Origin of the sequence: Nocardia sp. CDC160 (assembly GCF_035818795.1) — a bacterium.
Taxonomy (GTDB): Bacteria; Actinomycetota; Actinomycetes; order Mycobacteriales; family Mycobacteriaceae; genus Nocardia.
This window is the reverse complement of record NZ_JAYKYT010000001.1, coordinates 1,236,344-1,258,613: the sequence shown is the minus strand read 5'-3', so window position 1 is coordinate 1,258,613 and position 22,270 is coordinate 1,236,344. Positions and strand designations below refer to the sequence as shown.

At 65.1% G+C, this 22,270-nt stretch carries 19 protein-coding genes; 8 read left to right on the top strand and 11 right to left on the bottom strand.

Translation table 11 applies throughout. The annotated features are described in order from the left end of the window. Nucleotides 1-224: 224 nt before the first annotated feature. On the top strand, nucleotides 225-1,244 hold the full coding sequence (locus VMT40_RS05585; RefSeq protein WP_326356852.1) for a MauE/DoxX family redox-associated membrane protein: 1,020 nt from the start codon (nucleotides 225-227) through the stop codon (nucleotides 1,242-1,244). Between the two features lie 104 nt (nucleotides 1,245-1,348). After that, entirely contained in the window at nucleotides 1,349-1,702 is a 354-nt protein-coding gene (locus tag VMT40_RS05580; RefSeq protein WP_326356851.1) for a BP74-related protein, read from the top strand. 52 nt (nucleotides 1,703-1,754) lie between these two features. Here VMT40_RS05580 and VMT40_RS05575 read toward each other — a convergent pair whose 3' ends face one another. Both VMT40_RS05575 and VMT40_RS05570 read right to left on the bottom strand, forming a co-directional pair. Continuing rightward, nucleotides 1,755-3,299, bottom strand: a complete 1,545-nt coding sequence (locus VMT40_RS05575) for a Rieske 2Fe-2S domain-containing protein (protein ID WP_326357210.1) — start codon at nucleotides 3,297-3,299, stop codon at nucleotides 1,755-1,757. Between the two features lie 46 nt (nucleotides 3,300-3,345). Further along, a complete protein-coding gene (locus VMT40_RS05570) occupies nucleotides 3,346-4,191 on the bottom strand; it encodes a hypothetical protein (protein WP_326356850.1) in 846 nt (281 codons plus the stop codon). Nucleotides 4,192-4,290: 99 nt separating this feature from the next. Here VMT40_RS05570 and VMT40_RS05565 point away from each other — a divergent pair, with 99 nt between their 5' ends. Then, the gene (locus tag VMT40_RS05565; protein WP_326356849.1) at nucleotides 4,291-5,043 is read left to right on the top strand and encodes a lysophospholipid acyltransferase family protein; all 753 of its coding nucleotides are present in this window, start codon (nucleotides 4,291-4,293) and stop codon (nucleotides 5,041-5,043) included. Between the two features lie 94 nt (nucleotides 5,044-5,137). Here VMT40_RS05565 and VMT40_RS05560 read toward each other — a convergent pair whose 3' ends face one another. Next, nucleotides 5,138-5,368, bottom strand: coding sequence for a hypothetical protein (locus tag VMT40_RS05560; RefSeq protein ID WP_326356848.1), 231 nt, complete (start codon nucleotides 5,366-5,368; stop codon nucleotides 5,138-5,140). Between the two features lie 509 nt (nucleotides 5,369-5,877). Between VMT40_RS05560 and VMT40_RS05555 the strand changes: the two genes are divergently transcribed. The 3 genes from VMT40_RS05555 (at nucleotide 5,878) to VMT40_RS05545 (ending at nucleotide 7,792) form a co-directional block, all read left to right on the top strand. Further along, entirely contained in the window at nucleotides 5,878-6,723 is an 846-nt protein-coding gene (locus VMT40_RS05555; protein ID WP_326356847.1) for a helix-turn-helix domain-containing protein, read from the top strand. A gap of 6 nt (nucleotides 6,724-6,729) precedes the next feature. Continuing rightward, entirely contained in the window at nucleotides 6,730-6,954 is a 225-nt protein-coding gene (locus VMT40_RS05550; RefSeq protein WP_326356846.1) for a DUF397 domain-containing protein, read from the top strand. Between the two features lie 187 nt (nucleotides 6,955-7,141). Next, nucleotides 7,142-7,792, top strand: coding sequence for a class I SAM-dependent methyltransferase (locus tag VMT40_RS05545; RefSeq protein WP_326357209.1), 651 nt, complete (start codon nucleotides 7,142-7,144; stop codon nucleotides 7,790-7,792). 20 nt (nucleotides 7,793-7,812) lie between these two features. Here the strand turns inward: VMT40_RS05545 and VMT40_RS05540 are convergent, their stop codons facing one another. From VMT40_RS05540 to VMT40_RS05510, 7 genes are read right to left on the bottom strand one after another with little or no spacing between them, the layout of a single operon-like run. After that, on the bottom strand, nucleotides 7,813-8,421 hold the full coding sequence (locus VMT40_RS05540; protein ID WP_326356845.1) for a hypothetical protein: 609 nt from the start codon (nucleotides 8,419-8,421) through the stop codon (nucleotides 7,813-7,815). Between the two features lie 38 nt (nucleotides 8,422-8,459). Next, nucleotides 8,460-10,130: an ABC transporter family substrate-binding protein gene (locus tag VMT40_RS05535; RefSeq protein ID WP_326356844.1), complete on the bottom strand. Its 1,671-nt coding sequence runs from the start codon at nucleotides 10,128-10,130 to the stop codon at nucleotides 8,460-8,462. 19 nt (nucleotides 10,131-10,149) lie between these two features. Then, nucleotides 10,150-11,817 (bottom strand): ABC transporter family substrate-binding protein, encoded by a 1,668-nt coding sequence (locus VMT40_RS05530; protein WP_326356843.1) that lies wholly within the window; start codon nucleotides 11,815-11,817, stop codon nucleotides 10,150-10,152. Between the two features lie 32 nt (nucleotides 11,818-11,849). Continuing rightward, nucleotides 11,850-13,514 (bottom strand): ABC transporter family substrate-binding protein, encoded by a 1,665-nt coding sequence (locus VMT40_RS05525; RefSeq protein ID WP_326356842.1) that lies wholly within the window; start codon nucleotides 13,512-13,514, stop codon nucleotides 11,850-11,852. Nucleotides 13,515-13,525: 11 nt separating this feature from the next. Next, complete coding sequence (locus VMT40_RS05520) at nucleotides 13,526-15,403, bottom strand: ABC transporter ATP-binding protein (protein ID WP_326356841.1); 1,878 nt, start codon at nucleotides 15,401-15,403, stop codon at nucleotides 13,526-13,528. Beyond that, nucleotides 15,400-16,326 carry an ABC transporter permease gene (locus VMT40_RS05515; protein ID WP_326312638.1) on the bottom strand — a complete coding sequence of 309 codons (927 nt, stop codon included), beginning with the start codon at nucleotides 16,324-16,326 and terminating at the stop codon, nucleotides 15,400-15,402. Before VMT40_RS05515 ends, VMT40_RS05520 begins: the two co-directional genes overlap by 4 nt. Next, entirely contained in the window at nucleotides 16,326-17,300 is a 975-nt protein-coding gene (locus tag VMT40_RS05510) for an ABC transporter permease (RefSeq protein ID WP_326356840.1), read from the bottom strand. The genes VMT40_RS05515 and VMT40_RS05510 overlap by 1 nt, the downstream gene beginning before the upstream one ends. A gap of 259 nt (nucleotides 17,301-17,559) precedes the next feature. Here VMT40_RS05510 and VMT40_RS05505 point away from each other — a divergent pair, with 259 nt between their 5' ends. Then, complete coding sequence (locus VMT40_RS05505; RefSeq protein ID WP_326357208.1) at nucleotides 17,560-18,360, top strand: HAD family hydrolase; 801 nt, start codon at nucleotides 17,560-17,562, stop codon at nucleotides 18,358-18,360. 1 nt (nucleotide 18,361) lies between these two features. Here the strand turns inward: VMT40_RS05505 and VMT40_RS05500 are convergent, their stop codons facing one another. Continuing rightward, the gene (locus tag VMT40_RS05500; RefSeq protein ID WP_442789909.1) at nucleotides 18,362-20,671 is read right to left on the bottom strand and encodes an N-acetylmuramoyl-L-alanine amidase; all 2,310 of its coding nucleotides are present in this window, start codon (nucleotides 20,669-20,671) and stop codon (nucleotides 18,362-18,364) included. 172 nt (nucleotides 20,672-20,843) lie between these two features. Between VMT40_RS05500 and VMT40_RS05495 the strand changes: the two genes are divergently transcribed. Further along, the gene (locus VMT40_RS05495; RefSeq protein ID WP_326356838.1) at nucleotides 20,844-22,226 is read left to right on the top strand and encodes a SpoIID/LytB domain-containing protein; all 1,383 of its coding nucleotides are present in this window, start codon (nucleotides 20,844-20,846) and stop codon (nucleotides 22,224-22,226) included. The last annotated feature ends 44 nt before the right edge of the window (nucleotides 22,227-22,270 follow it).

The window sequence follows — 22,270 nt, the reverse complement described above, 5'->3', positions numbered from 1 at the left end:
CTGGATCGCAGAGGCCTGCTGGCGCTCACTTCCCGCCGCTGGCGTGAGCACCGCCCTTGCCCCGGCGGCCTGGACATGCGGTGATCCGGCCATGGGCTAGTCCGGTCCTACGGCCTTTCGTGCACGGGTGTGCGCTGCCGGTGGCGGTTCCGGCCATCTCGCCCATCAAAACTGTTCGGCTGATTCGTAATTCGCTGTCCATATCGGTGTGCGATGGTGCGACTATGGCTGTCGACTACGTGGTGTGGGCCGCGCGGCTGGTGCTGGCCGTCGTGTTCGGGCTTTCGGCGTGGGGGAAGTTCGCCGATGCGTCGGGTACGCGGAAGGCGGTGGGGGAGTTCGGGATTCCACTGTCGTGGGTGCCGAGCGTGGCTTGGGGGTTGCCGACGGTGGAGGCCGTGGTGGCCGTCGCGGTCGTGCTGCCGTGGACGGCGGCCGGTGCGGGTCTGATCGCGATCCTCCTGTTGGGTATGTTCACCGGGGCGGTGGTGCGGCTCCTGCGCCAGGGAAAGCGGCCGGTCTGTTCGTGTTTCGGGGCCGCCAGCGCCGCACCTATCGGCCGAGGCACGGTGATTCGCAATATCGCCCTGATCGCGCTGGCCGGGTGGACAACCGTCGCGACGCTGGCGGAACCCCAGGTGCCGGGCGTCCTCCCGGTCGACCACGCGATCGCAATGGGCACCGCCGCGGTCTTCGCCGCGATCCTGGTGTCCCTGTGGGGTGAATTGCGCGCCCTGCGACGGCGGTTGGACGAGCAGGTGCTCTCGACCCTGGGCGCGGAGGGTCTGCCGCCCGGCGCGGTAGCCCCGGAATTCGAGGTGCTGAAGACCGGCGGCGGACGGACCGGTCTGGATGAATTGCTTTCGCCGGGAAAGTCCTTGCTGCTCGTCTTCGTCCATCCGGGATGCGAGATGTGCGCCGCGCTGGCGCGGGAACTGCCGCGCTGGCAGGCCCGTTCCGCCGATGCGCTGACCATCGCTCTGCTGGGCAATGGCGATGTGGCCGAGCATGCGAAGTGGGGCGAGGAACAGGGGCTGGGCGATATCCCGGTGCTGGTGCAGCAGGGGAACGAGGCGGCGCTGCGGTATCGGGTACGCGGCACGCCGTCCGGTGTGCTCATCAATGAGCAGGGCCGAGTGGCGGCTCCGGTGGCGCGCGGTGCGATGGCGGTGCGTGACTTGATTGTTCAGGCGAAGCGGACTGGTAAACCGCATAACCCCGCAACAAACGGGGCGGTTCTCTAAACCAACTGGTACGCAATCGAATTCAGCGTTTCACCTGGTTTGCGAGCTTTACCATCGAAAAGCAGGTCCTGCCCCACCCGATCGCTCCGTCGAAGGGAACCACCATGGCCTACTTCGCTTTTTCCGATTACTCCGGCAAGGAATTCGTCTTCGAGCTGCGCAATCCGCAGCGCATCGAGGAAGCGCGCCGCATCCTGTCCGGCGAAGAGACGATGTCCACCCATGTGATGGGCAGGATTCGGAAGCAGAAGGCCCCGTACAACCCGGGCTGGGATTTCTTCCTCGATCCCGACACCATCACCTTCTTCACCATCGCCATCGAAGTCTGTGACGCCAGTATCGATTACCTCGAAGACCATCTCGACGAGGCCTGCGGCGCGTTCCTGCCGGGATGCTTCTGGTGTCCGTGGTCCTCGCGGCTCACCCGTGAACTGCAGGAGTCCGAGATCGGCAACTGATACCGCGGCACAGTGAGTGCGGCCGATACTCGGGATCGGCCGCACTCGGCGATCACACCAGCTTCTTCGAGCGCAGCTCGTGCCCCTTGGAGGTCTTGCAGCGACCCGACTCCAGGTCCCACTGCCAGCCGTGCAGGTTGCAGGTCAGCGTATTGCCTTCCACCACACCGAATTTCGACAGATCCGCCTTGAGGTGCGGGCAGCGGCGCTGCACTTCCCAGCCGTCGAGCTCGGTGGAGGCGGAGTCGTCGTGCGCCTCGGCGAACCAGCCGTCGGCGTAGGCGATGCGCTCATCGGTGAGGCACTTGAAGAAGGTGTAGAGGAATTCGTTGTAGCCGCCGATGCGCCAGGTGGTGAAGCGCGTGGACAGGAAGATGGTGTTCACCCAGTCCGGCTCGTCGTCACGCAGCACGGTGCGCACCAGTTCCGGCGCGATGCGGAATCCGTAGCGGTGCTTGCCCTCTCCCTCGATGGGCTCGCGCACCACGCGCTTGGGGAAGTCGAGCACCACGGTCTCGTCACCCATGACGAGACTGACCGGGTAGCCGATGCCGTCGCAGATGAGATCGCTCTGCGCCATGATCGGCTCGAACTTGGCCTTCAGCGCGGGCAGCAGCGGCTCGCCCTCGGCCGGAGCCCAGGTGGCCTTCTCGGCGGCCAGCACCGGAGCCATGCGCTGGGCCATGGCCTCGATGTAGGCGGCCTTGTCGCCGTAGATGGTGTCCGGATCGACCGGGTGGGTGAGCGAAAGCAGTTCCTTGCCACGCAGATCCGCGGTCGAGCCCGGAATCATGAGCAGCCCGCCCTCGCTGCCGTGGATCTTCATCTGATCCAGGAAGACGATCTGGTCGGGGAAGATATTGCCTTCGTCGCCGTGATCGTCGTTGAGGTAGCGCAGCTCGTCGTCGAGGAAGACCGGCGGGCCCGCGGACGGAACGACCCAGGTGGCCCCGACCTGCTCGATGTAGGAGCGGGCGCGGTCCATGCCGCGCTGGCGCTTCTGCTTGCCGAAGTTGGCCTTGGTCTTGGTCGGAATGTCGTAGACCATCGGGTACCAAATCGCGCCCGAGTACTGCAGCAGGTGGATGTCCACGTGCCCGAAGTTGTCGTGCAGCACATCCATGTCGACCGGCCGCGCGTCGTTCATGTTGAAGCACACGGTTTCCCCGTCGGCGACCACCAGGGCGGAGTCACCGATGGGCCCGTCGGCGGGCGCGCGCAGGGCGATGATCATGATGTCGAGATCGCCGCCGGGACCGGTGACCGTGGTCTTGACCGAATCCTCGGTCTCCACGAACTTGGTGAAGCCCAGCTTCTCGAGTTCGCGCTTGAGGTCCGGCACCGGATAGTCGGGCAGCAGGACGGTGGCGTTCTTGTTCACCTTGTCCGCGAGGTGCTTGGCGTCCCAGTGATCGCGGTGCAGGTGCGAGACGTAGAGGAAATCGCAGTTGCCGAGCTCGTCCCAGTCCAGCTGGGTGTTGTCGGGGAACGGGAACCACGATCCGAAGTAGGCGGGGTTGACCCAGGGATCGCAGAGGATCGTCCCGGCCGCGGTTCGGATGTGGAATCCGGCGTGTCCGACGCTGGTGATCTGCACGAGCTTCATTCCTCCCTGGACCGTTACCAGCCACCCAGAGTACCGACTAGCCGGAGACGTCGCCGATGCAGTAACCCTCGGAGCCCGACTTCAAGGTGTATATCTGCTTTGTCTGATTACCCGTCCCGGTGGTGACCGGCACCGACACGGTGATGTACCCGCCGCGCGGCCACTCGGACTTGATGGACTCGTCCACGAAGGTCCTTACCGTGCCCGGCTTCGACGGGTTCACCGCCAGCGGCGCATTGGCCGGTTTGCCCGACCCGTCCGGATCCCAGGTGCGGCCCGCGGCACAGACCAGCGGGTAGGCGTCCTCCCGGTCGCTGGGATCCAGCGGTCGGCCCACGGCACGGGATAGGAAGCGCCGCACGGTGTGTCGCGCGTCGGCGTCATTGAATCCGATATCGCCGCCGGTGGTGAAGACGCGCGGGCACGCGTATCCGCTCGCGATATCGCGATCCTGCGCGGTGACCGTGAGGATGCCGTTCTGCCAGGTGGACGCGCTGCCGCTGTGCACGCCCGGCCCGGCGAGCGCCACGAGCACGGCCTGCGGATCCGCGTACATGGTTCGCACATTGCCCGGGGCCATGGTCCAGCACCGATCGGCCAGCCCATCGACGCCGTGCCCGCGCAGATCCGCCGCCCACCGTGCGACCGCCACCGCGGCCTCGGGTTTCCCGGGCACCGCGCCGACGCCCTCGGTGGCCGTCGCGGTCGCCGCCTGGGTATCGACGCTGGGTTCGGTGGCCGCACCGGCGTCCGCGTGCCAATCGGTCCCCTCGATCCCGACCCGCGAATCACACCCCGCGCCCACGCACGCCGCGATCGATAACACCGTCCCGACCAGCCCCTTGCGGAGATGTACACGCAGCGCTGTCCGGCTGTACTCCACTCCTGCGAACCTCTTTCAGTGTCTGGAAGTCACATCTATCAAGAAGGTGTTGCCTGGATCACTGGATGCCGCGCGGGCAGCGACTACGCTAGCGGACTTGTGGAACCCGTCTACTACCCCGTCATCGGGCTGGCCCGCACCATTTTCGCGCTGCAGGGCCTGAAGTTCACCGTCAAGGGTGACGAGAATATTCCGGCGACCGGTGGTGCGGTGATCGCGATCAACCACACCGGGTACATGGACTTCACCTACGCCGGTCTGCCCGCGCGCACCACGAAGCGCTACATCCGCTTCATGGCCAAGAAGGAGGTCTTCGACAGCCCCGTCTCCGGCCCGATCATGCGCGCCCTCAAGCACATTCCGGTCGACCGCGCGGCGGGTGCGGAGTCCTACCACGAGGCCGTCAACCGCCTGAAGGCCGGTGAACTGGTCGGCGTCTACCCCGAGGCCACCATCAGCCGCAGCTTCGAACTCAAGGAATTCAAGTCCGGCGCGGCCCGCATGGCCATCGAGGCCAACGTCCCCATCATCCCCATGGTCATCTGGGGTGCCCAGCGCGTCTGGACCAAGGGCTTCCCGAAACGCCTGGGCCGCACCAACACTCCCATCTCCATCGCGGTAGGCGAGCCCATCGCTCCCTACGAGCCCGCCTCCGCTCTCACCGCGCAACTGCACAAAACCATGGAAACCATGCTCCTGGACCTGCAGCAGGACTACGTCCACGAGCCCGGCGCCTACTGGGTCCCCGCCCGCCTCGGCGGCAGCGCCCCCACGCTGGAGGAAGCCAACGCCATGGATGCCGCCGAAGCTGAGGAGAAGGCCGCCCGCCGCGCCGAGAAATCCGGCGAATAGCCCTCTCGCTGAACGACATACGGCCTGTTCCGGGGTAGAGCCCCCCGGGGCAGGCCGTGTCTTGTTCGTCGAGTGCTCCGGCCGCGCCGGTGTCTTACGCCCGTCGTGCGGTCTTCCGGACGCGGGCGCGGGCGTCGTATTTCTCGAAGTAGCTGGCATCATCGCTGTTTCCCCGCCGCAGATGCCCGATCCCGAACCGCTCCCCGTTCGACAGCACGATCCCCCGATCGGTGGCCTGATCGATCCAACACTCGACCGCATCCCGCCCGGTAGCCCGAAACCGCACGGCCGCAGCCGCTTTGGCCCACTCCGGCAGCCTGTTCACGCCCGCACCCCTTCCCTCGGAGTGATCGGAATAATCGCGCCTCGGGAATTCCTCGGGAGCGATATACGGATTCGTCATGCCCTCACCCGGCCCGATGCCGACCGTGTACCCGATACCGAGTCCCCGGCGGAACCCGCCGCAACGCAACCCCACCGGCAACAACCAGCGGAGCCCCACCCCCAGGCGGAGCCTGACCCCGATCCTCGCCAACAGTCCAGTGGACTCCCGCGACGAGCGCGAGGAACGAGGTGGCAGTAAGCAGAAAAGTCCATATTTCCAAAGGCATTTCGACATCCCTCGATTCGATTGGTACCGGACGTATCTCAAGCAGACGCCTCGCCTCAGAGGGTGGCATTGGCAATACGGCAAACCCGCGAAACTGCCCCGAAAGCCCTGGAACATTGCCAAAATGGCTTCACGCGGTTGCCATTCTTCATACGCATGAGGGGGTAGTGGTCGTGGCGAATGCGAACCCAGCGCCAACCTCGGTCGCACGCAAGCAGGTCGGCATGCAGCTGCGCGAGGCGCGCGAGAGGGCGAACCTTGATCTCAAGGATGTCGTCGACGAGATCGGGCCGGGGTGGAGCATCAGCAAGCTAGGTCGCATCGAGCGTGGCGAGTCCGGCCGAATCAGTCTCCCGGAGGTGGATCTGCTCGCGAAGATCCTCGAAATGGACGAAGACGCCCACGCTAACTTGATCGCCCTGGTCAGGCAGGCTGCGTCGAAGTCCTGGTGGTACAAGTACCGCGACGTGGTCCACAGCGGCTTTCGCATCTACGCGGACATGGAAGCCTGCGCGCAGCGGCTCACCATGTACAACAGCAACATTGTGCCCGGTCTGCTTCAGACACCCGAGTACGCTCGGGAATTGGATCGCATCTATTTCAAGAATGATCCGCCGACCGTTCTCGACCGCCGACTCCAACTCAAACTGGAACGTCAAACCTTCATCACTCGAAGGACCAAACCGATTGCCGTGCAAGCGATCCTGCACGAGGCGGCGGTCCGGGTACAGGTCGGCGGACCGAAGGTGATGGAAGCCCAGATCGAACATCTCGTCGAGATGAGCAAACGCGCCAATATCAATCTGCGAGTCGTTCCCTTCAGTGCCGGGCACCCACTGGGAACGGCCGTCGGATCATTCACGATCATCGAGATGAAGCCCTCCGGCGGCATCGATCAGCAGCCGGTCGTGTACTTCGATTCACTGGTCGGAGCCGCGTGCCTCGAAGACTCGGACAGCATCGCAACCCACACCGCCGCAATCGATTCACTCCGAGCGGCAGCGCTGGACGAAGTCAGTACCCGCACGCTGCTGCGGCAGATCGGCAAGAACGCAAGACCGAAGGGATAGCGCACGATGTACAACCTGTCCGGAACGGACATCCGGGTTCGAAACGCCAACTTCCGTAAGAGCAGCAAGAGCGGCAACGGACCCGACTGCGTAGAGGTGGCCTTCCTATCCGACGGCGCTGTCGCAGTGCGTCATTCGAAGGCCAAGGACGGACACGTCCTCGTCTACACACCCAGCGAATGGGATGCCTTCACGGCAGGCGTCCGGAACGGTGAGTTCGAGCGGCCATAATCGGCGGGTTGTCCTGGGGCGGGGCCACCCGCCGCGTCCAGTCCATGATGATCTTGGGCCTAAACCTGCACTATGGCAGTGGAATTGGCAGGAAACTGTTCTCCGGCAGCGATTTGTGCAGGGATTGGCCCATCGCGTGCGCTTGAGGCTGTCTCGCTCGGTTCTTGGGTAGTCTGCGGCCGTGGGGATGGGTCTGAACTCCGAGGACTGGCTGGATGACACGCGGAGGTCCTATGATTCCGTCGCGGTTACCTATGCGGATGTCACGCGTCATCTTTTGGATGAGACTCCCGAAGAGCGGTCAGCCTTGGCGTCTTTCGCCGATAGGGTGCGCGCCCAGGGCGGGGGACTGGTTGCGGATGTGGGTTGTGGGGCGGGGCGGATCACCGCTCACCTGCGTGAGCTGGGTGTGGACGCCTTCGGAATCGACCTGTCGCCCGGGATGATCGACGTCGCCCGCCGCGAGCACCCTGGTCTCCGATTCGAAGTCGGCTCCATGACAGACCTCGCCCTCGCGGATGCCTCGTTGGCGGGCCTGGTCGCCTGGTATTCGCTCATCCACATCCCCGACGACGAGCTCGGTTCCGTCCTCGCCCACTTCCGTCGAGTGCTCCGCCCAGCCGCGCCACTGCTACTCGCCTTCCACGTCGGAGACGACTCGGAGCTGAAGACCCAGGGCTACGGCGGACACCCGATCCGCCTACACGTCCACCGCCGCCAGCACAGCCGCATGCGCGAATGGCTCACCGACGCCGACTTCACCCTCGAGGCAACCAAAACCACGACCTCCCCCGAAAGCCCCCTCGGCGGCCTCATCCTCGCCCGCCGCCAAACCTAACGGGCTCGGCGATCTCGGGATCAGGTTGGGTCGGAGCCGCGGATGGCGGTCAGCCAGGTTGCGGCCGCTGCGGCGACGACGGTTGCGACTGCGAAGGCAACCCAGCCGCCGCCGGAGGTGTATACCCACAGCAATCCCGCGAACGGCCCGACAACGGCCGACTGCGCGTCCAGCAGCAGCCTGCGCCCGATCCCGGTGCGGCCCAAGGCCTCTGGATCCGGGCGTGCTGGATTGTCGATGAGCTTGCCTATCGGCTCCGAATCGCGCAGCCGCCCGGACGGATACATCCGAACCCCGCCAACAGACACCGCCCGCCCCTCCAGTTCGGCCGTGTCCTGTGTCATTGTCACCAGCGCCGAATCGAAAAACACCGGCAGCCAACGATTCTTACCCCCGACCGTGAACTCCAGCCACGACCGACTCACCAGCCGATGCTGCTGCCGCACCCGCCGCACCGCCACCTCGCGACTGTCCTTCGGCAACCCCGCCGGAAGCAGACCACTCGCAACCGCAAACCGAAACCCGCTGTAGCCCAGGATGATCAAGGAGATCGTCCCGAGCATGGCGATCTGATCCGAATCGGCGAACGGGACCCAGACGAGCGTCATCGCCAGAGCCCCGATCGTCACGAGCGCCGGATAGGCCAGCGGATGTCGCATCCGAAGGGTCACTTAAGGAAGCCGATCTTGGTGTAGTCCTTGTCTGCCATGCCGAACGCGCCATAGTTGGCGAGGTTCTTGCGGACGGCGTAGGTGCCCGCGGGCTGATTGAACGGCAGCGACCACACCTCGTCCCAGATCATCTGGTCGGCCTTGTTGGCCAGTGCGATCGCCTTGTCGGGATCGAGTTCGGCGACCGCCTGATCGATGACGGCATTGAGTTCCGGCGACCCGATCCGCGACTTGTTGCCGAGCCAATTGCTCGGGTTGTAATAGAACAGCTGCTTCAGAATCCCGATCGGTAACGGGCCTCCACCGATGCTCCATTGCGCGAGATCGTAGTTGCCCGGGTCGATCACATTGGTGAACAGGCCCTGTCCCGGAACGGTTTGAATATCGAGTTTGGCCCCGATCTTCTGGAAGTCGGCCTGAATGATCTTGGCGTCATTGACCCAGGCGTCCTCCTGGTACATGACGTCGCGAATGACCAGCTTCTTGCCGTCCTTTTCGCGAATGTCCCCGGTGCGGACCCAGCCGAGTGCGTCGAGCTCCTTGGCCGCCTGATCCAGATTGAAGGCGAACGGCGCCGAATTGTCCTGGTAGCCCTTCTGTCCCGCGACGTAGACGTGGTTGCCCAGCGCCTTCGGGTTGTCGACCACGCCGTGCAGGAAGGTCTCCACGATCGTCTGCCGGTCGATCGCCTTGGCGAGGGCCTGGCGCAGTTTCACGTCCTCGAGGATGGATCCGGGCGCACCATTGAACGCGATGAAGGAGTAGCCGGGTGGTGGACTGCGCCGAACCTCGACACCTGGCGAATTCCGTGCCGTCGTGATGCCCTCGAGACCCGAGGCCTGAGCAATATCGAGCTCATTGTTCTGAACGGCGGGCAGCATGGCGCTGTAGTCCAGAACACTGAGGGTGATGGTGTCCAGCTTCGGCGTATCGCCCCACCATGTGGGATTTCGGCCCAGGGTGATTCGGTTCTGCGTGCGGTCGATGTTCGTGATGACGAACGGTCCGGCGCTCACCGGCAGCGTGTTGCGAGCCCAATCACTGAGGGCCTGAGGCGATTCCGTCGCGGCCTTCGGGTAGAGCGGTGAGAACAGCCCCTTCCACTCACCGTACGGCTGCTTGTAGGTGACGACCGCCTGTCGGTCGTCGACGCCGCGCTCGACCGTGCCGATGCGGTCGTAGCCATCGGTCGACGATACGAGATAGGCATTGTCGGAGCCGTTCTGCGCCTGGAATTCCGACCGCAGATCCTCCCAGGTGATGGGACTGCCATCGGTCCACACCGCCTTGGGATTGATGGTGTAGGTGACCACCTGTGGATTGGTGCCGGTCAATTGGACATCGGTGAAGTAGTTCTTGTCGATGCTCAATTCACCGGCCGCGTTGGCGATGAAGGGCGAGCCCAGGAGCGGACCGATCACACTGGCGGTATCGCCGGTGGTCCCGTCCACGTGTAGATAGTTGAACGATTCCGGGAAGGAGGTCAGCGGCAACCGAAGGTTGCCGCCGTCCTTCAGATCGGACACGGGATGCGGATTGATGTCGTTCGTGGTGCCGAGTTCGCCGCTGCCGGTGGCACCACCGTTGTTCGAACTACACCCGGACACCACCAACCCGAGCGCAACCACCGGGATCGCTAGTCGGATCAGGGTGGAAGGTATCCGCATCACCGCTCCCTTCGTCGAGTTACTTGAGGAAGCCGACCTTGGTGTAGTCGGGGGTAGCCAGACCGAACGCGCCCCAGTTGGCAAGGTTGATGCGGACGGCATGGGTGCCGGAGGCCTGGTTGAACAGCATGGAATGGCCTTCGTCCCAGATCATCTTGTCGGCCTTGTTGGCCAGTTCGATCGCCTTGTCCGGGTCGAGTTCGGCAATGGCCTGATCGATGACCGCATTCAGTTCCGGCGATCCGATGCGGGACTTGTTGCCCTGCCAGTTGTGCGGGTCGTAGTAGTAGAACTGCTTGAGCGCGCCGATCGGCAGCACGCTGGTGGAGCGGCTCCACTGGGCGAGGTCATAGTTGCCGGGATCGATCACATTGGTGAAGAGGCCGGTACCGGGGACGGTCTGGATGTCCATCTTGACGCCGATCTTCTGCAGGTCGGCCTGGATGATCTTGGCAGTGTTCACCCATTGGTCCTGCTGGTACATGACGTCCCGGATGGCGAGCTGCTTGCCGTCCTTCTCGCGCACATCACCCTTCATGACCCAGCCGAGGGCATCCAATTCCTTGGCGGCCTCATCCAGGTTGAACGCGACGTCCTGCGAGTTGTCCTGGTAGCCCTTCTGGCCATCGATGTAGACGTGGTTGTTCACGGTCTTCGGATTATCGACGATGCCGTGTTGACCGTTGTTGACGATGGCCTGCCGATCGATCGCCTTGGCGATGGCCACCCGCAGCTTCTGGTCCTCGAAAATAGAGCCGGGTGCTCCGTTGAATGCGATGAAGCTATAGGTCGGTTCCGCCGCGCGCCGGATCTCGACGCCGGGCGCCTGCTTGGCGCCGGTGACGGCCTCGAGCCCGGAAACGTAGGCCTCGTCCAGCTCATTGTTCTGGATGGCGGGAACGGTCGCCATCGAGTCGAGCACGCTGAACGTGATCGTGTCCAGTACCGGCTTGTCACCCCACCACTTGGGGTTGCGGCCCAACGTGATTCGATTCTGGGTCCGGTCGATGTTGGTGATCATGAACGGTCCCGCGCTGAGCGGCAGCGAGTTGCGGGCCCAATCGTTGAACGCGGCCGGTGATTCGGTGTCGGCCTTCGGGTAGAGCTGCCCGAACGCGCCCTTCCACTCACCGTACGGTTGGCTGAAGGTGACCACGGCCTGACGGTCGTCGACGCCGCGCTCGACCTTGCCGATGTGGTCATAGCCGTCGGTGGAGGCCGACTGGTACTCGTTATTGGTGCCGTTGTTGGCCTGCCACTGCGACTTCAGATCCTCCCAGGTGATGGGCGACCCATCGGTCCACACCGCCTTGGGATTGATGGTGTAGGTGACGACCTCGGGATTGGTCGAGGTCAGTTGGATATCGGTGAAGTAGTCGTGATTCACCGTCAGCTCACCGGCGGCGTTGCTGTTGAACGTGTACGGCAGGGTCGGACTGACGACGTCGGCGGTGTCCTGCACATTGCCGTCGACGTGCAAGGCGTTGAACGACGCGGGGAAGGAGGACAGGCTCAACCGTAGGTTGCCGCCCTCCTTCAGGTCCGAGACCGGATGCGGGTTGATCTTATTGGTGGTCCCCAGCGCCGCCGTCCCGCCCTCGGTGGAGCTCGAACTACACCCGGTCACAACCATCCCGAGCGCGACCATTGGGATCGCGAGTCGAATCATGGTCGAACGTATCCGCATGGACCGCTCCTTCCGCCGAGACGGCTGTCGTCTTATTTCAGGAAACCGATACTGGTGTAGTCGTACGAGGCCAGCCCGGGGGATCCGAAGTTGGCCAGATCGGACCGTACCCCGAAGTTGCCCTCGTCCTGTATCAGCGGCAGGGAGTGGCCCTCTTCGAAGACCTTGCGGTCCACCTGGTTCGCCAGCGCAATGGCCTTGTCGGGATCCACTTCCGACAGCGTCTGGTCGATCAGTGCGTTCAGCTCCGGAGATCCGATTCGGCCGTAGTTCAGCTGAATGTCATTCGGGTACAACCCGAACACCTGCGGAAGGCTGCTGTATACGAAGGCGTCGCCGGAGAGGATGAATTGGGCGACATCGAAGTTGCCCGTCTCCAGGATGTCGGCGAAAAAGCGCTGCGGGGAATGCGCGTCGATGGTCAGTTCGACGCCGATCTTGCTCAGATCCTGCTGAATCAGCTTGGCAACCTGGAGGTGAGCGTCGTCTTGAACGAAGACGTCCCGGAGGACGAGCTTCTTACCGTCCTTGAACCGACCGTCGCCCTGCTTCACCCACCCAGCGGCGTCGAGTTCCTTGGCCGCGGCGTCGGGATCGAGGGCGGGGGCGTTGTCCTGGTATCCGTGTTGCCCGCGTAGGAAAACGTGATTGTTCAGCGGTCGCGGCTTGTCGACGATCCCGTTCTGCAGGGTGTCGGCGATCCGCTGCCGGTCGATGGCCTTCGAAATGGCCACGCGCACTTGCTGATCGGCGAGGATGGAGCCCGGCGCACCGTTGAAGGCGAAGTACCGCCACCGGTTCCATGCGGCATGCCGGACCGACAGATTTGGCACTGCGCGAACAGCCTGAAGGTCGGGCAGGGTGCGCAGCCGCGCGGCGTCGAGTTCGTTGTTCTGCAGATCCTGAGTCCACGCATTGCTATCGAGAACCCGGAAGGTCACGGTGTCCAGCTTCGGGGTGTCGCCCCACCATTTCGGATTGCGGGCCAGAGTGATCAACTGGTTGGTGCGGTCGATGTTCTGCAGCAGGAACGGCCCGGCGGACACCGGCAGACCGTTGACCAGCGACTTGTTGAACGAATCTGGTGTCGCGGTCACCGATTTCGGATAGAGCATGGAGTTGCCCGACAGCTGTCCGCGCCAGTCGGCATAGCCCTTGTCGAAGGTGATCACTGCCTGCCGGTCGTCGACCCCGCGCTCGATCTTCGCCACCCGGTCGAAACCGTTGCTGATGGCGATCTGGAAGTCCTTGTTCTTGCCGCTCAACGAATTGCCTTCGGAGGCAATGTCTTCCCAGGTGATCGGGCTGCCGTCGGACCAGACGGCCTTGGGGTTGATGGTGTAGGTGACCACCTGGGGATTGGTGGATGTCAGCTGGACGTCGGTGAAGTAATCATGATTGACGCTGAGATTGCCCGCGGCGTCGGTATTGAAGGCGCGCGGCAGCATGAAGCGCTCGATGTCCGCGTAATCGCCGTCATTGCCGTCGATCTGTTGGGAGTTCCAGTTGACCGGAATCTCCGGGGTCGGCAACCGCAGGTTGCCGCCATCCTTGATGTCGTCGCGCGGATGCGGATTGATGTCCGCCGTCATGCCCAGCGCACCGGTCCCGGTCGGGGCCGAAGTATTACTGCTGCAGGCCGCCAGCGTGAGTCCGCTCGCGAGAACCAGTGCGGTGCAGGCTCGTCCAATCCGCATCCGACACCCTCCTATCGGGTTGCCACCGGAACCGGCACCGCATCGATCAGTGCGCGGGTGTATTCGTGCTCTGGACTGGCGAAAATCCGTTCCGCCGGACCGTATTCGACGATCTGCCCGCGGTACATGACCGCAATGTCGTGGGCAAGATTACGCACCACGGACAGGTCGTGTGAGACGAACAGATATGAGAGTCCGCGCTCGGTCTGCAGGTTGCGCAGCAGGTTCAGCACACCGGCCTGGATGGAGACGTCCAGTGAGGAAACAGGTTCGTCGAGTACCAGCAACTCCGGGTCGAGGGCCAGGGCACGCGCGATATTGATGCGCTGCTTCTGCCCACCGGAGAAGTCGGCCGGGTAGCGGTCGGCATGCTCGGGGCGCAGGCCCACCTGTTCCAACAATTGCGGTACGCGCCGGTTGATTTCCTCGCGCGAGCGCCCGTCGATGCGCAGCGGTTCGGCCAGCGCGTCCGAGATGGGAAGGCGGGGATCCAGCGACGCGGACGGGTCCTGGAACACGATCTGCATCTTGTGCCGGATCTCCCGGCGCTGCGGCGTGGTCAGGGTGGCGACGTCGTGCCCGAGGATCTCGATGCTGCCGCCCTCGGGTCGCACCAGATCCATGATCTGGGTCAGCGTCGTCGACTTGCCGGAACCCGATTCGCCGACAAGTGCCAGCGTCCGGCCCGAGCGGACCTCGAAGCTGATGCCGTCGACGGCTTTGACCTCGCCCATCTTGCGCTGGAACACCACGCCCTTGACGATCGGAAAGGTCTTGCGCAAATCGGTGACCCGCATGACCACTTGCGAGGCGTCCACCGCCGCAACCTCTTCGGGCGGCTCGATTTCCTTGCGGTATGCCGTGAACAGGTCCGTCGTGCCCACCTCGGAGGTACGGATGCAGGCGGCGCGATGCCCGGGCCCGGTGTCCTGCAACGGGGGTTCTGCGGCGCGGCAGTCGTCGATCGAGACCGGGCAGCGCGGCGCGAACGAACAACCCGGCGGCAGCGCGTGCATGGCGGGCGGAGTGCCGACGATGGGGATCAGGGGCCGACGGGCCGGACCGTCCATGCGCGGGATGGAACCCAGCAGGCCGACCGTGTACGGCATCCGCGGCGCGGTGAAAAGTTCCTGCGCCGGAGCGGTTTCGACGATCCGCCCGGCGTACATGACGGCAACCCGGTCGGCCAGTGTCGCCGCGATGCCCATGTCATGGGTGATGAAGATGACGCCCGCACCGGTAATGTCGCGTGCTTTCCGCAGCAGATTGAGGATCTGCTTCTGCACGGTCACGTCGAGCGCGGTGGTCGGCTCGTCGCAGATGATCAGCTCGGGATCGTTGGCGATGGCCATGGCGATGACCACGCGCTGACGCATACCGCCGGAGAATTCGTGCGGAAAAGCCCTGGCGCGCTGGGCCGCGTCCGGAATGCCCACCAGTTCCAGCAATTCGACCGCCTTGGCGGCGGCCTCCTGCTTGCTCAGCTTCTTGTGCGCCAATAACGCTTCCGCGATCTGGTCGCCGACCCGATAGACGGGGGTCAGTGCCGACAGCGGGTCCTGAAACACCATGGACACCTTGCTGCCGCGCAGCTTGGACATCTCCCTGTCGCCCAGCCCGAGCAGTTCCCGGCCGCGCAGCCGAATCGAGCCCTGCACGCGGGCCTGCTCGGGCAGCAGGCCGATCACGGCCATCGAGGACACCGACTTGCCGGAGCCTGATTCGCCGACAATGGCCAGCACCTCGCCGTCATTGACGGTGAAGTTCACTCCGCGCACCGCGTCGACCCGACCCTCCTCGCCCGGGAAGGACACCCGCAGGTCGGATACCTCCAGCAGCGGCGCGGTGGTCTTGGAACGCTCGATCGTCTCCGCCGAATCCTGGGTCATTTGTCGGCCTTTCGTGCCTGCTTGGCCCGTGCCTTCTTCGCGGTGGGGTCGAAGGCGTCGCGCAGTCCGTCACCCATGAGGTTCGCAGAGAGCACGATGATGACCAGGAACGCGCCCGAGAACATGAACGTCCACGGATAGGTGCCCGCGTTCTTGGAGTTGTCGCCGATCAGCGAACCCAGCGAGACGTCGGGCGGCTGGACACCGAAACCCAGGAAGCTCAAACCGGTTTCGGACATGACCGCGCCGCCGATCGCGAGCGTGGTGTCGATGATCAGGATCGAGGCGATGTTCGGGAGGATGTGCGTGGTGATGATCGTCCAGTTGGATGCGCCCATATACCGTGCGGCACGGACGAATTCCCGATCTCGCAGGGTAAGTGTCAGTCCCCGCACCATGCGGGCCGAGATCATCCAGCCGAAGACCGCGATCAGCACCACCAGCAGGACCACCGAGTCGTTGCCCTTGGTCTTCGGCGCGAACAGCGCGATGAAGATGAAGCTGGGTATCACCAGCAGTAGATCGACCAGCCACATGATGGCCCGGTCGGTCCATCCGCCCAGCAGACCCGCCACCGATCCCGCGGTCGTCGCGATGACGGCCGAGATGAGGGCCGCGCCGAAGCCGATCACCAGGGACTTCTGCAAGCCGTGCAGCGTCTGCGCCAGGACGTCCTCGCCCAGCGAGGTGGTGCCGAACCAGTGTTTTCCATTGGGCGGCTGCAGGTTCGCCGTGGTGTCGATGTCGTGGTACGAGTACGGCAGGAAATGCGGCACGGTGAACGCGATCACGAAAAGCAGGATCAACACCATCGCGGCGGTCACCGCGATCTTGTTGCGCAGGAACCGTCGCCACACCAGCTTCCGGCGTCCGGCCGCGGCGACCTGCGGCGCGCCCTGGACTATGGTTTCCACCTCGGTCATCAGACACGCACCCTGGGATCGAGAATCGCGTACACGATGTCGGAGAGCAGACCCGACAACAGAATCACCACGCCCGCGAAGAGCGTGACGGTAAGCACGACATTGATGTCCTGGGAGTGGATGGAGTCCACCAGCCATTCACCCATGCCATGCCAGCCGAAGATCTTCTCGGTGAAGGTCGCGCCGGTGACCAGTCCGCCGAAACCGTAAGCGAACAGAGTCGCCATGGGGATCAGCGCGGTACGCAGGCCGTGTTTGTACAGCGCACGGGTGCGGGTCAGACCCTTCGCGCGGGCCGTGCGAATGAAATCGCTGCCGAGCACGTCGAGCATCGCATTGCGTTGGTAGCGGCTGTAACTCGCCATCGCGCCCAGCGCCAGGCTGAGGGTCGGCAGCACCATGTGCTGGGCGCGGTCCACGATCTGATTCCACAACCCGTGCACGGCCGTCGCCGATGTCTCACCGGTGTAGAGGAAGATCTGCTTCCCGGTGGACAGATTGATCTCGAGCGCACCGTATTTCAGCAGCGTCGCCAGCAAGAACACCGGAGTGGACAGCAGCAGCATGGACACGATCGTGCTGACGTAGTCGCTGAACTTGTACTGGCGGATCGCATTCGCCGCACCGATCAAGACACCGAGCGTGGTACCGACGATGGAGCCGATCAGCAGCAGCCGGAGACTGACCCCGACGCGGCGACCCAGCTCTTCCGTCACTGGCTGCCCGGCCATGGTCTTGCCGAAGTCGCCCTGCACCACGCCGCCCGCCCAGGACAGGTAGCGCACCGGGATCGGCTCGTCCAGATGCAGTTCGGCCCGTTTCGCTTCGATCACCGACTGTGGTGGGCGCGGCTTGCGCTGTTCCAACTGGTCCAGCGGGGTGAACGTGTACGCGCACACCGTGAACGCCAGGAACGACGCCAGCACCAGCAGCACGACATAGTTCAGCGCACGTCGCAGCAGAAAACCGGCCATCATTCCCTTTCGGGGTCGAGTACTGACCCCAGATCATAGGGACAGGAAACCGTAAACGCCGGGTACGTCGGGGGGACGCGACGGCAATCCGTGTGTTATCGGGTGTGGCGTGGGGGTCGGGGCGGTTGGGGTGCGGGGGTCTCGAGGGTCTGTCCGAAAGGTCTCGTTTGTACGGCGGCGTCCGTAATCCACGGGCGCGTGGGTTGGGGCTCGAGGCAGGATGGAGTAGGTGACGCTCTTTCACCTGCCCAAACCCAAGATGGTTGCCTCCGATGTCGATGGCACGCTCATCGACCATGAGGAGCGGGTGAGCGCGCGGACCAAGGCGGCGATCGGGGCGCTCATTGCCGACGGGGTGCCGTTCGTGCTCGCCACCGGTCGGCCGCCGCGGTGGATCGATCCGGTGGTGGATGGGCTCGGGTTCGCGCCCCTGTGCGTGTGCGGCAACGGTGCGGTGATCTATGACAGCGCGGCCGATCGGGTATTGGACACGCGCACGCTGGATATCGAGACGCTCACCTGGGCCGCGGATCTGGCCGAGCGGCTGCTGCCGGGGTGTGGGTTGGCGGCCGAGCGGTGCGGGGTCAGCGCGCACGATGCGGCGACGCCGCAGTTCGTGAGTTCGCCGGAGTACGAGCACGCTTGGCTGAATCCGGACGACACGCAAGTGTCGCGCGCCGAGGTCATCTCCGCGCCCGCGATCAAGATGCTGGTTCGACTGCCCGGCACCGCCAGCGCCGTCATGCGCGCGGTCCTCGAACCCCACCTCACCGGCCGCGCCGATCTGACCTACTCGACCGACAACGGCCTCATCGAGCTATCCGCCCCGGGCGTCACCAAGGCCACCGGCCTGGCCACGGTCGCCCAGCGCCTCGGCGTCCAGCACAGCTCCCTGATCGCCTTCGGCGACATGCCCAACGACGTCCCCATGCTCCTCATGGCGGGCCACGGCGTCGCCATGGCCAACGCCCACCCCGAGGCCATCGCCGCCGCCGACGAGGTCGCCCCCTCCAATGTCGACGACGGCGTGGCCCGCACCCTCGAACGCTGGTGGTCCTGAGCTAGTTGGGTGTGGCGGCCGGGATGGATTTGGCGGGAACGGGGTCCTGGACCGCGCCGTAGTTGTTCAGGACCGTGGTGACGATTCCGGTCAGCTTGTTGAAAATGAGCGCGCCGTTCTGGAAATCGGTGCGGACGCCGTCGGGGACCGGGTACTCATTGCTCGACGGGAGACCCAAAATGCCTGCGCCCGCGCCCAATTGCAGGAAGCGTTCCAGAATCTTGCCCACCACCGAGAAGATCTGGCCGGACGGGGTCGAGTACACGTAGCCATTCGTGAATTGCCCGTACTGGCCGCCGTCGGCCAGGGCGACCGGCTCCGCTTTCGGTTGTCCCAGTGGGCCGTTCGCACCGCCCTGCTCGTTCCAGTACCGTGCCACCGGACTGCGGTCGAGCATGCTCAGGATCTTCTGGGTGAGATCCGCCAGGGCGGCCAGATCGGCCTGATTCGACTGATTCGCGTCGGGCGCGGGGGCGGGAGCGGGCTGCGAGTTCCCGGCGTTCTGGCCGGGCCGCGGACGTGGTGTAGTCGTTTGCGGCGCAATCGAATTCGTACCAGTGGCGGTGTCCTCGGCAATCTGACGGATCTTGTCCATCAGCGCATAGGCCGCGTCGCCGGGGCAGGTGGTGTTGCCGACATCGCGGTGCGCGAAGATATTCGGCAGCTTGACCGCCTGTCCGAGCGCGTATTTCGTGTAATCGCTGCCCTCGGAGTACATGGTGGTCGAGCCCTCGGGATCGATACCGGCCACCTTGGCGCGCCAGCCGATGTACTTGCCGATCGCCTGGATGGAGACGTCGGTCGGGGCCTCGTCCTCGTAGTCGCCCATGAGCGCGACACCGGCGGTATTGATGTTGAACCCGCCCGCGTGCGCACCCTCGACCGGGCGATCCAGACCGCCGTAACGGCCCTCGAAGATCTGCCCGTACTTGTCGACCAGCGCGTTGTAGCCGATATCGCACCAGCCCAACGTCTTCGCGTGATAGGCGTAGATGGCGCGCACGATGCCCGCCGACTCGGCCTTGGTGTAGTCATTGCGACCGGCCGTGTGGTGCACGGTGATCGCCGAAACACCGTCGTCGTAGGTGGGTTCCTCGCAGCGCAGCGATTCGTCCGCGCCCCACTGGGCCCGGGTGATCACCTTGGGTCCGCCGCCCGGCAGCGGGGCCGCCACCGAGGACAGATTCTGGTCGATGCCGCCGCGGCCCGGATCGATCAGCACCGCGGCCAATTTCTCCAGATTGATCTGCGCCGGATCGGCCGACGTGTCGTCCAGCGGTTTGGGTTCGGCGGGTGCGGAGACCGGCTTCCGGGTGACCAGCATCTGCACCGTCTTGGTATTGCCGACGTAGATCGGCTCGGTGCCCGTGCGCTTTCCGGCCACGGGATGGTCCTTGCCGTTCTCGGTCTCGGCGTCGTACCACGGACCCCAGGTGCCGTCGGGACGTTGCGCGCGGATCTTGGTGGTGGTGCCGACCAGGTCCGCCGCGGTGAGCGCGACCATGCTGAACGGGGTGTCCCGGGTCAGCTCCTTGACCTGCGCGCCGACCTTGTCGATCAGGTCGTTGGGCACCGCGCCGGGGGACAGGGCGGGGGTGCGGAGATCACCTTCGAGGCCGGGTACGGCGTGCGGGCCGGGGGCCTCGGCATTGTCGGCCGCCGGGATCTGGGCGTCGGGGGCTGCAACATTCTGGGTCGGGACGCCGGAATCGATTGCGGGAGCCGGAGATTCGTTCCCAGGGGCGGCCGGGGACTGCGCGGCGTCCGGGCCGGGTTCGGCGACGAATCCAGGGGTTCCGGGGGCCGGACTGGTCGGTCGCGTAGATCCGGGGGTAGCGGGGCGGGCCGCGTTCGGAGTGGCGGCGGGGGCCACGGGAGCTGTCGTGCTGGGAGCCGCGCCGGGTGTCGCGGGCCGAGGAGCGCCGGGCGTCGCGGGCCGGGTGGTGGCGGGCGCTTTCGCGTCGGGCTGCGTCGGGTTCAGCCGCGGTAGTGGAATCTCGCTGGGTAGTTGGACGCCCGGTATGAGATTTGGCGGAATCGGAATCGATCTGGGTAGCGGCAGCATCCGCAGATCGGACAGGTGGAGGTCGGGCAGATTCAGGCCCGTCAGCTCCCGCAGCGGGAGCGTGATGTCGGGCGCCGAGGAAAGGGCGACTTCGGCGATTTGTGCAGGTATAGCTGCCAGATTGCTTTCATCCGCGACCCGGACATCTCGGGAATCGCTCAGGGCCAGAATGCCGACGGGCGCGGCCAGGGCGAGGACGGTGACAACCGGGAGCGTTATGGCGTGTTTCGGTCTGCGATACGGCACGAGCATCTCCCATTCGAGGTAAATCCGTCTAACCGCGCCCGGAGCACATGCTTGCTACTTGGCGCATCAAGGATCACACTAGTCCCTACTGTCACATTCCCTGAACGTATGGTTGAGGCTTAGCTTTGGGTAACTCGAATGTAGCTTCGGCTCTCGACAGAACGGGTATGACATGCCGAACGGGTACCTAGCCCAGCGCCGAAAACGGCGCGGTCTGCTCACCCTGTCCCTGCTCGTCGCGGCCACCACCGGCGGTACCGCCCTGCTGCTCTGGGCCTGGCCCGACAATGCCTTCCACTTCACCGCGAATGCCGGTCACGGCCGCGGCCTGAGCCAGAACGGCGCGTTCGACAAGGCCGTCGAAGGCTGGACCGCCGATCGCATTCTCGCCAACTACTACTCCGGCGCCGAGTTCGCCGATATCGGCCCGACCACGGTCCGCGTCCGCCTCATGGAGCAGGACGACAAGACCCTCGACATCGCCTCCGACTCCGTCTTCTACGTCGCCGGTCGCCGCGTAATCCCCGGCCAGGCAGCACATTTGACGCCCACCGCCACCGGCGCGGACGTCAGCATCACCCAGGGCTGCGACGGCAACAAGCTCTGGGAGGGATCCACCGACGACCCCTGGGCCTACCCCGTCGCCGACGGCACCGACCGCCCCGCCAACGAACAACTCGAAATCTGCGGCGGCAACGCCTACCGCGGCGTCCTGGGCGTGGCCCTCGACAACGGTTCACCCCGCACCGTCAACGACGTCGACCTCGAGGACTACCTCAAGGGCGTGGTCCCCGCCGAAATGGTCCCCGGCTGGGCCGACCAGGGCGGCACCGAGGCCCTGCGCGCCCAGGCCATCGCCGCCCGCTCCTACGCCCTGGCCGAACAGCGCTACTCCTACGCCCAAACCTGCGACACCACCGACTGCCAGATGTACCTCGGCACCGACAAGGAAGACCCCCGCACCACCGCCGCCGTAAAGGCCACCGCGGGCCGAGTCCTGGTGCGCGACAACCACATCCTCCGTGCCGAATACTCCGCGGCCCCCGACGGCGGCCTCCCCACCCCCGCCTCCGCCATGGAAGTCGGCCCCGCGATCACCGACTTCCCCGCCGCAACCCCGGACCTCCCCGACCTCCCCTTCCAAACCGCACCCCAATCCCAGCCCACCCCAACGGAATCCGCCCCCACGGCTCCCGCCATCCCGGATCCCACGACCCCCGACGCCACCACCCCGACCTACCCGGACGGCACCCAAGGCGTCGAAACCCCCACCACCCCGGGCAATCCCACTCAGGTCCGCCCCACCCCCAACAACCGAACCCGAGTGGGCATCCCCCTCCCGCCCCTCCCCGCGCTTCCGAGTCCCGGCAGCTCCGACCCCAACTCGATGCTCTCGGACTCGCGCTGGGCCCCCAATCCCGCCACTCCCCAAGCCCCACTCAACCCCGCAATCCCCACGGCCACCCCGGCGCCCCGCACCGCCTCGACCCCAACCCCGCCGACCGCGCCGGGTTTCATGCCCCCGCAGGTGACCGCGCCCGCGTTCACGCACTGAGGATTCGAGCAAGGCGGCGCTCCCGGTGGAGCGCCGCCTTTTTC

Bases quoted from the DNA above. Each gene is read 5' to 3' on its own strand.
- VMT40_RS05585 (WP_326356852.1), top strand. From the start codon at position 225: ATGGCTGTCGACTACGTGGTGTGGGCCGCGCGGCTGGTGCTGGCCGTC.
- VMT40_RS05580 (WP_326356851.1), top strand. From the start codon at position 1,349: ATGGCCTACTTCGCTTTTTCCGATTACTCCGGCAAGGAATTCGTCTTC.
- VMT40_RS05555 (WP_326356847.1), top strand. From the start codon at position 5,878: ATGCAGCTGCGCGAGGCGCGCGAGAGGGCGAACCTTGATCTCAAGGAT.
- VMT40_RS05550 (WP_326356846.1), top strand. From the start codon at position 6,730: ATGTACAACCTGTCCGGAACGGACATCCGGGTTCGAAACGCCAACTTC.
- VMT40_RS05545 (WP_326357209.1), top strand. From the start codon at position 7,142: ATGGGTCTGAACTCCGAGGACTGGCTGGATGACACGCGGAGGTCCTAT.
- VMT40_RS05535 (WP_326356844.1), bottom strand. From the start codon at position 10,130: ATGCGGATACCTTCCACCCTGATCCGACTAGCGATCCCGGTGGTTGCG.
- VMT40_RS05530 (WP_326356843.1), bottom strand. From the start codon at position 11,817: ATGCGGATACGTTCGACCATGATTCGACTCGCGATCCCAATGGTCGCG.
- VMT40_RS05525 (WP_326356842.1), bottom strand. From the start codon at position 13,514: ATGCGGATTGGACGAGCCTGCACCGCACTGGTTCTCGCGAGCGGACTC.
- VMT40_RS05520 (WP_326356841.1), bottom strand. From the start codon at position 15,403: ATGACCCAGGATTCGGCGGAGACGATCGAGCGTTCCAAGACCACCGCG.
- VMT40_RS05515 (WP_326312638.1), bottom strand. From the start codon at position 16,326: ATGACCGAGGTGGAAACCATAGTCCAGGGCGCGCCGCAGGTCGCCGCG.
- VMT40_RS05510 (WP_326356840.1), bottom strand. From the start codon at position 17,300: ATGGCCGGTTTTCTGCTGCGACGTGCGCTGAACTATGTCGTGCTGCTG.
- VMT40_RS05505 (WP_326357208.1), top strand. From the start codon at position 17,560: ATGGTTGCCTCCGATGTCGATGGCACGCTCATCGACCATGAGGAGCGG.
- VMT40_RS05495 (WP_326356838.1), top strand. From the start codon at position 20,844: ATGCCGAACGGGTACCTAGCCCAGCGCCGAAAACGGCGCGGTCTGCTC.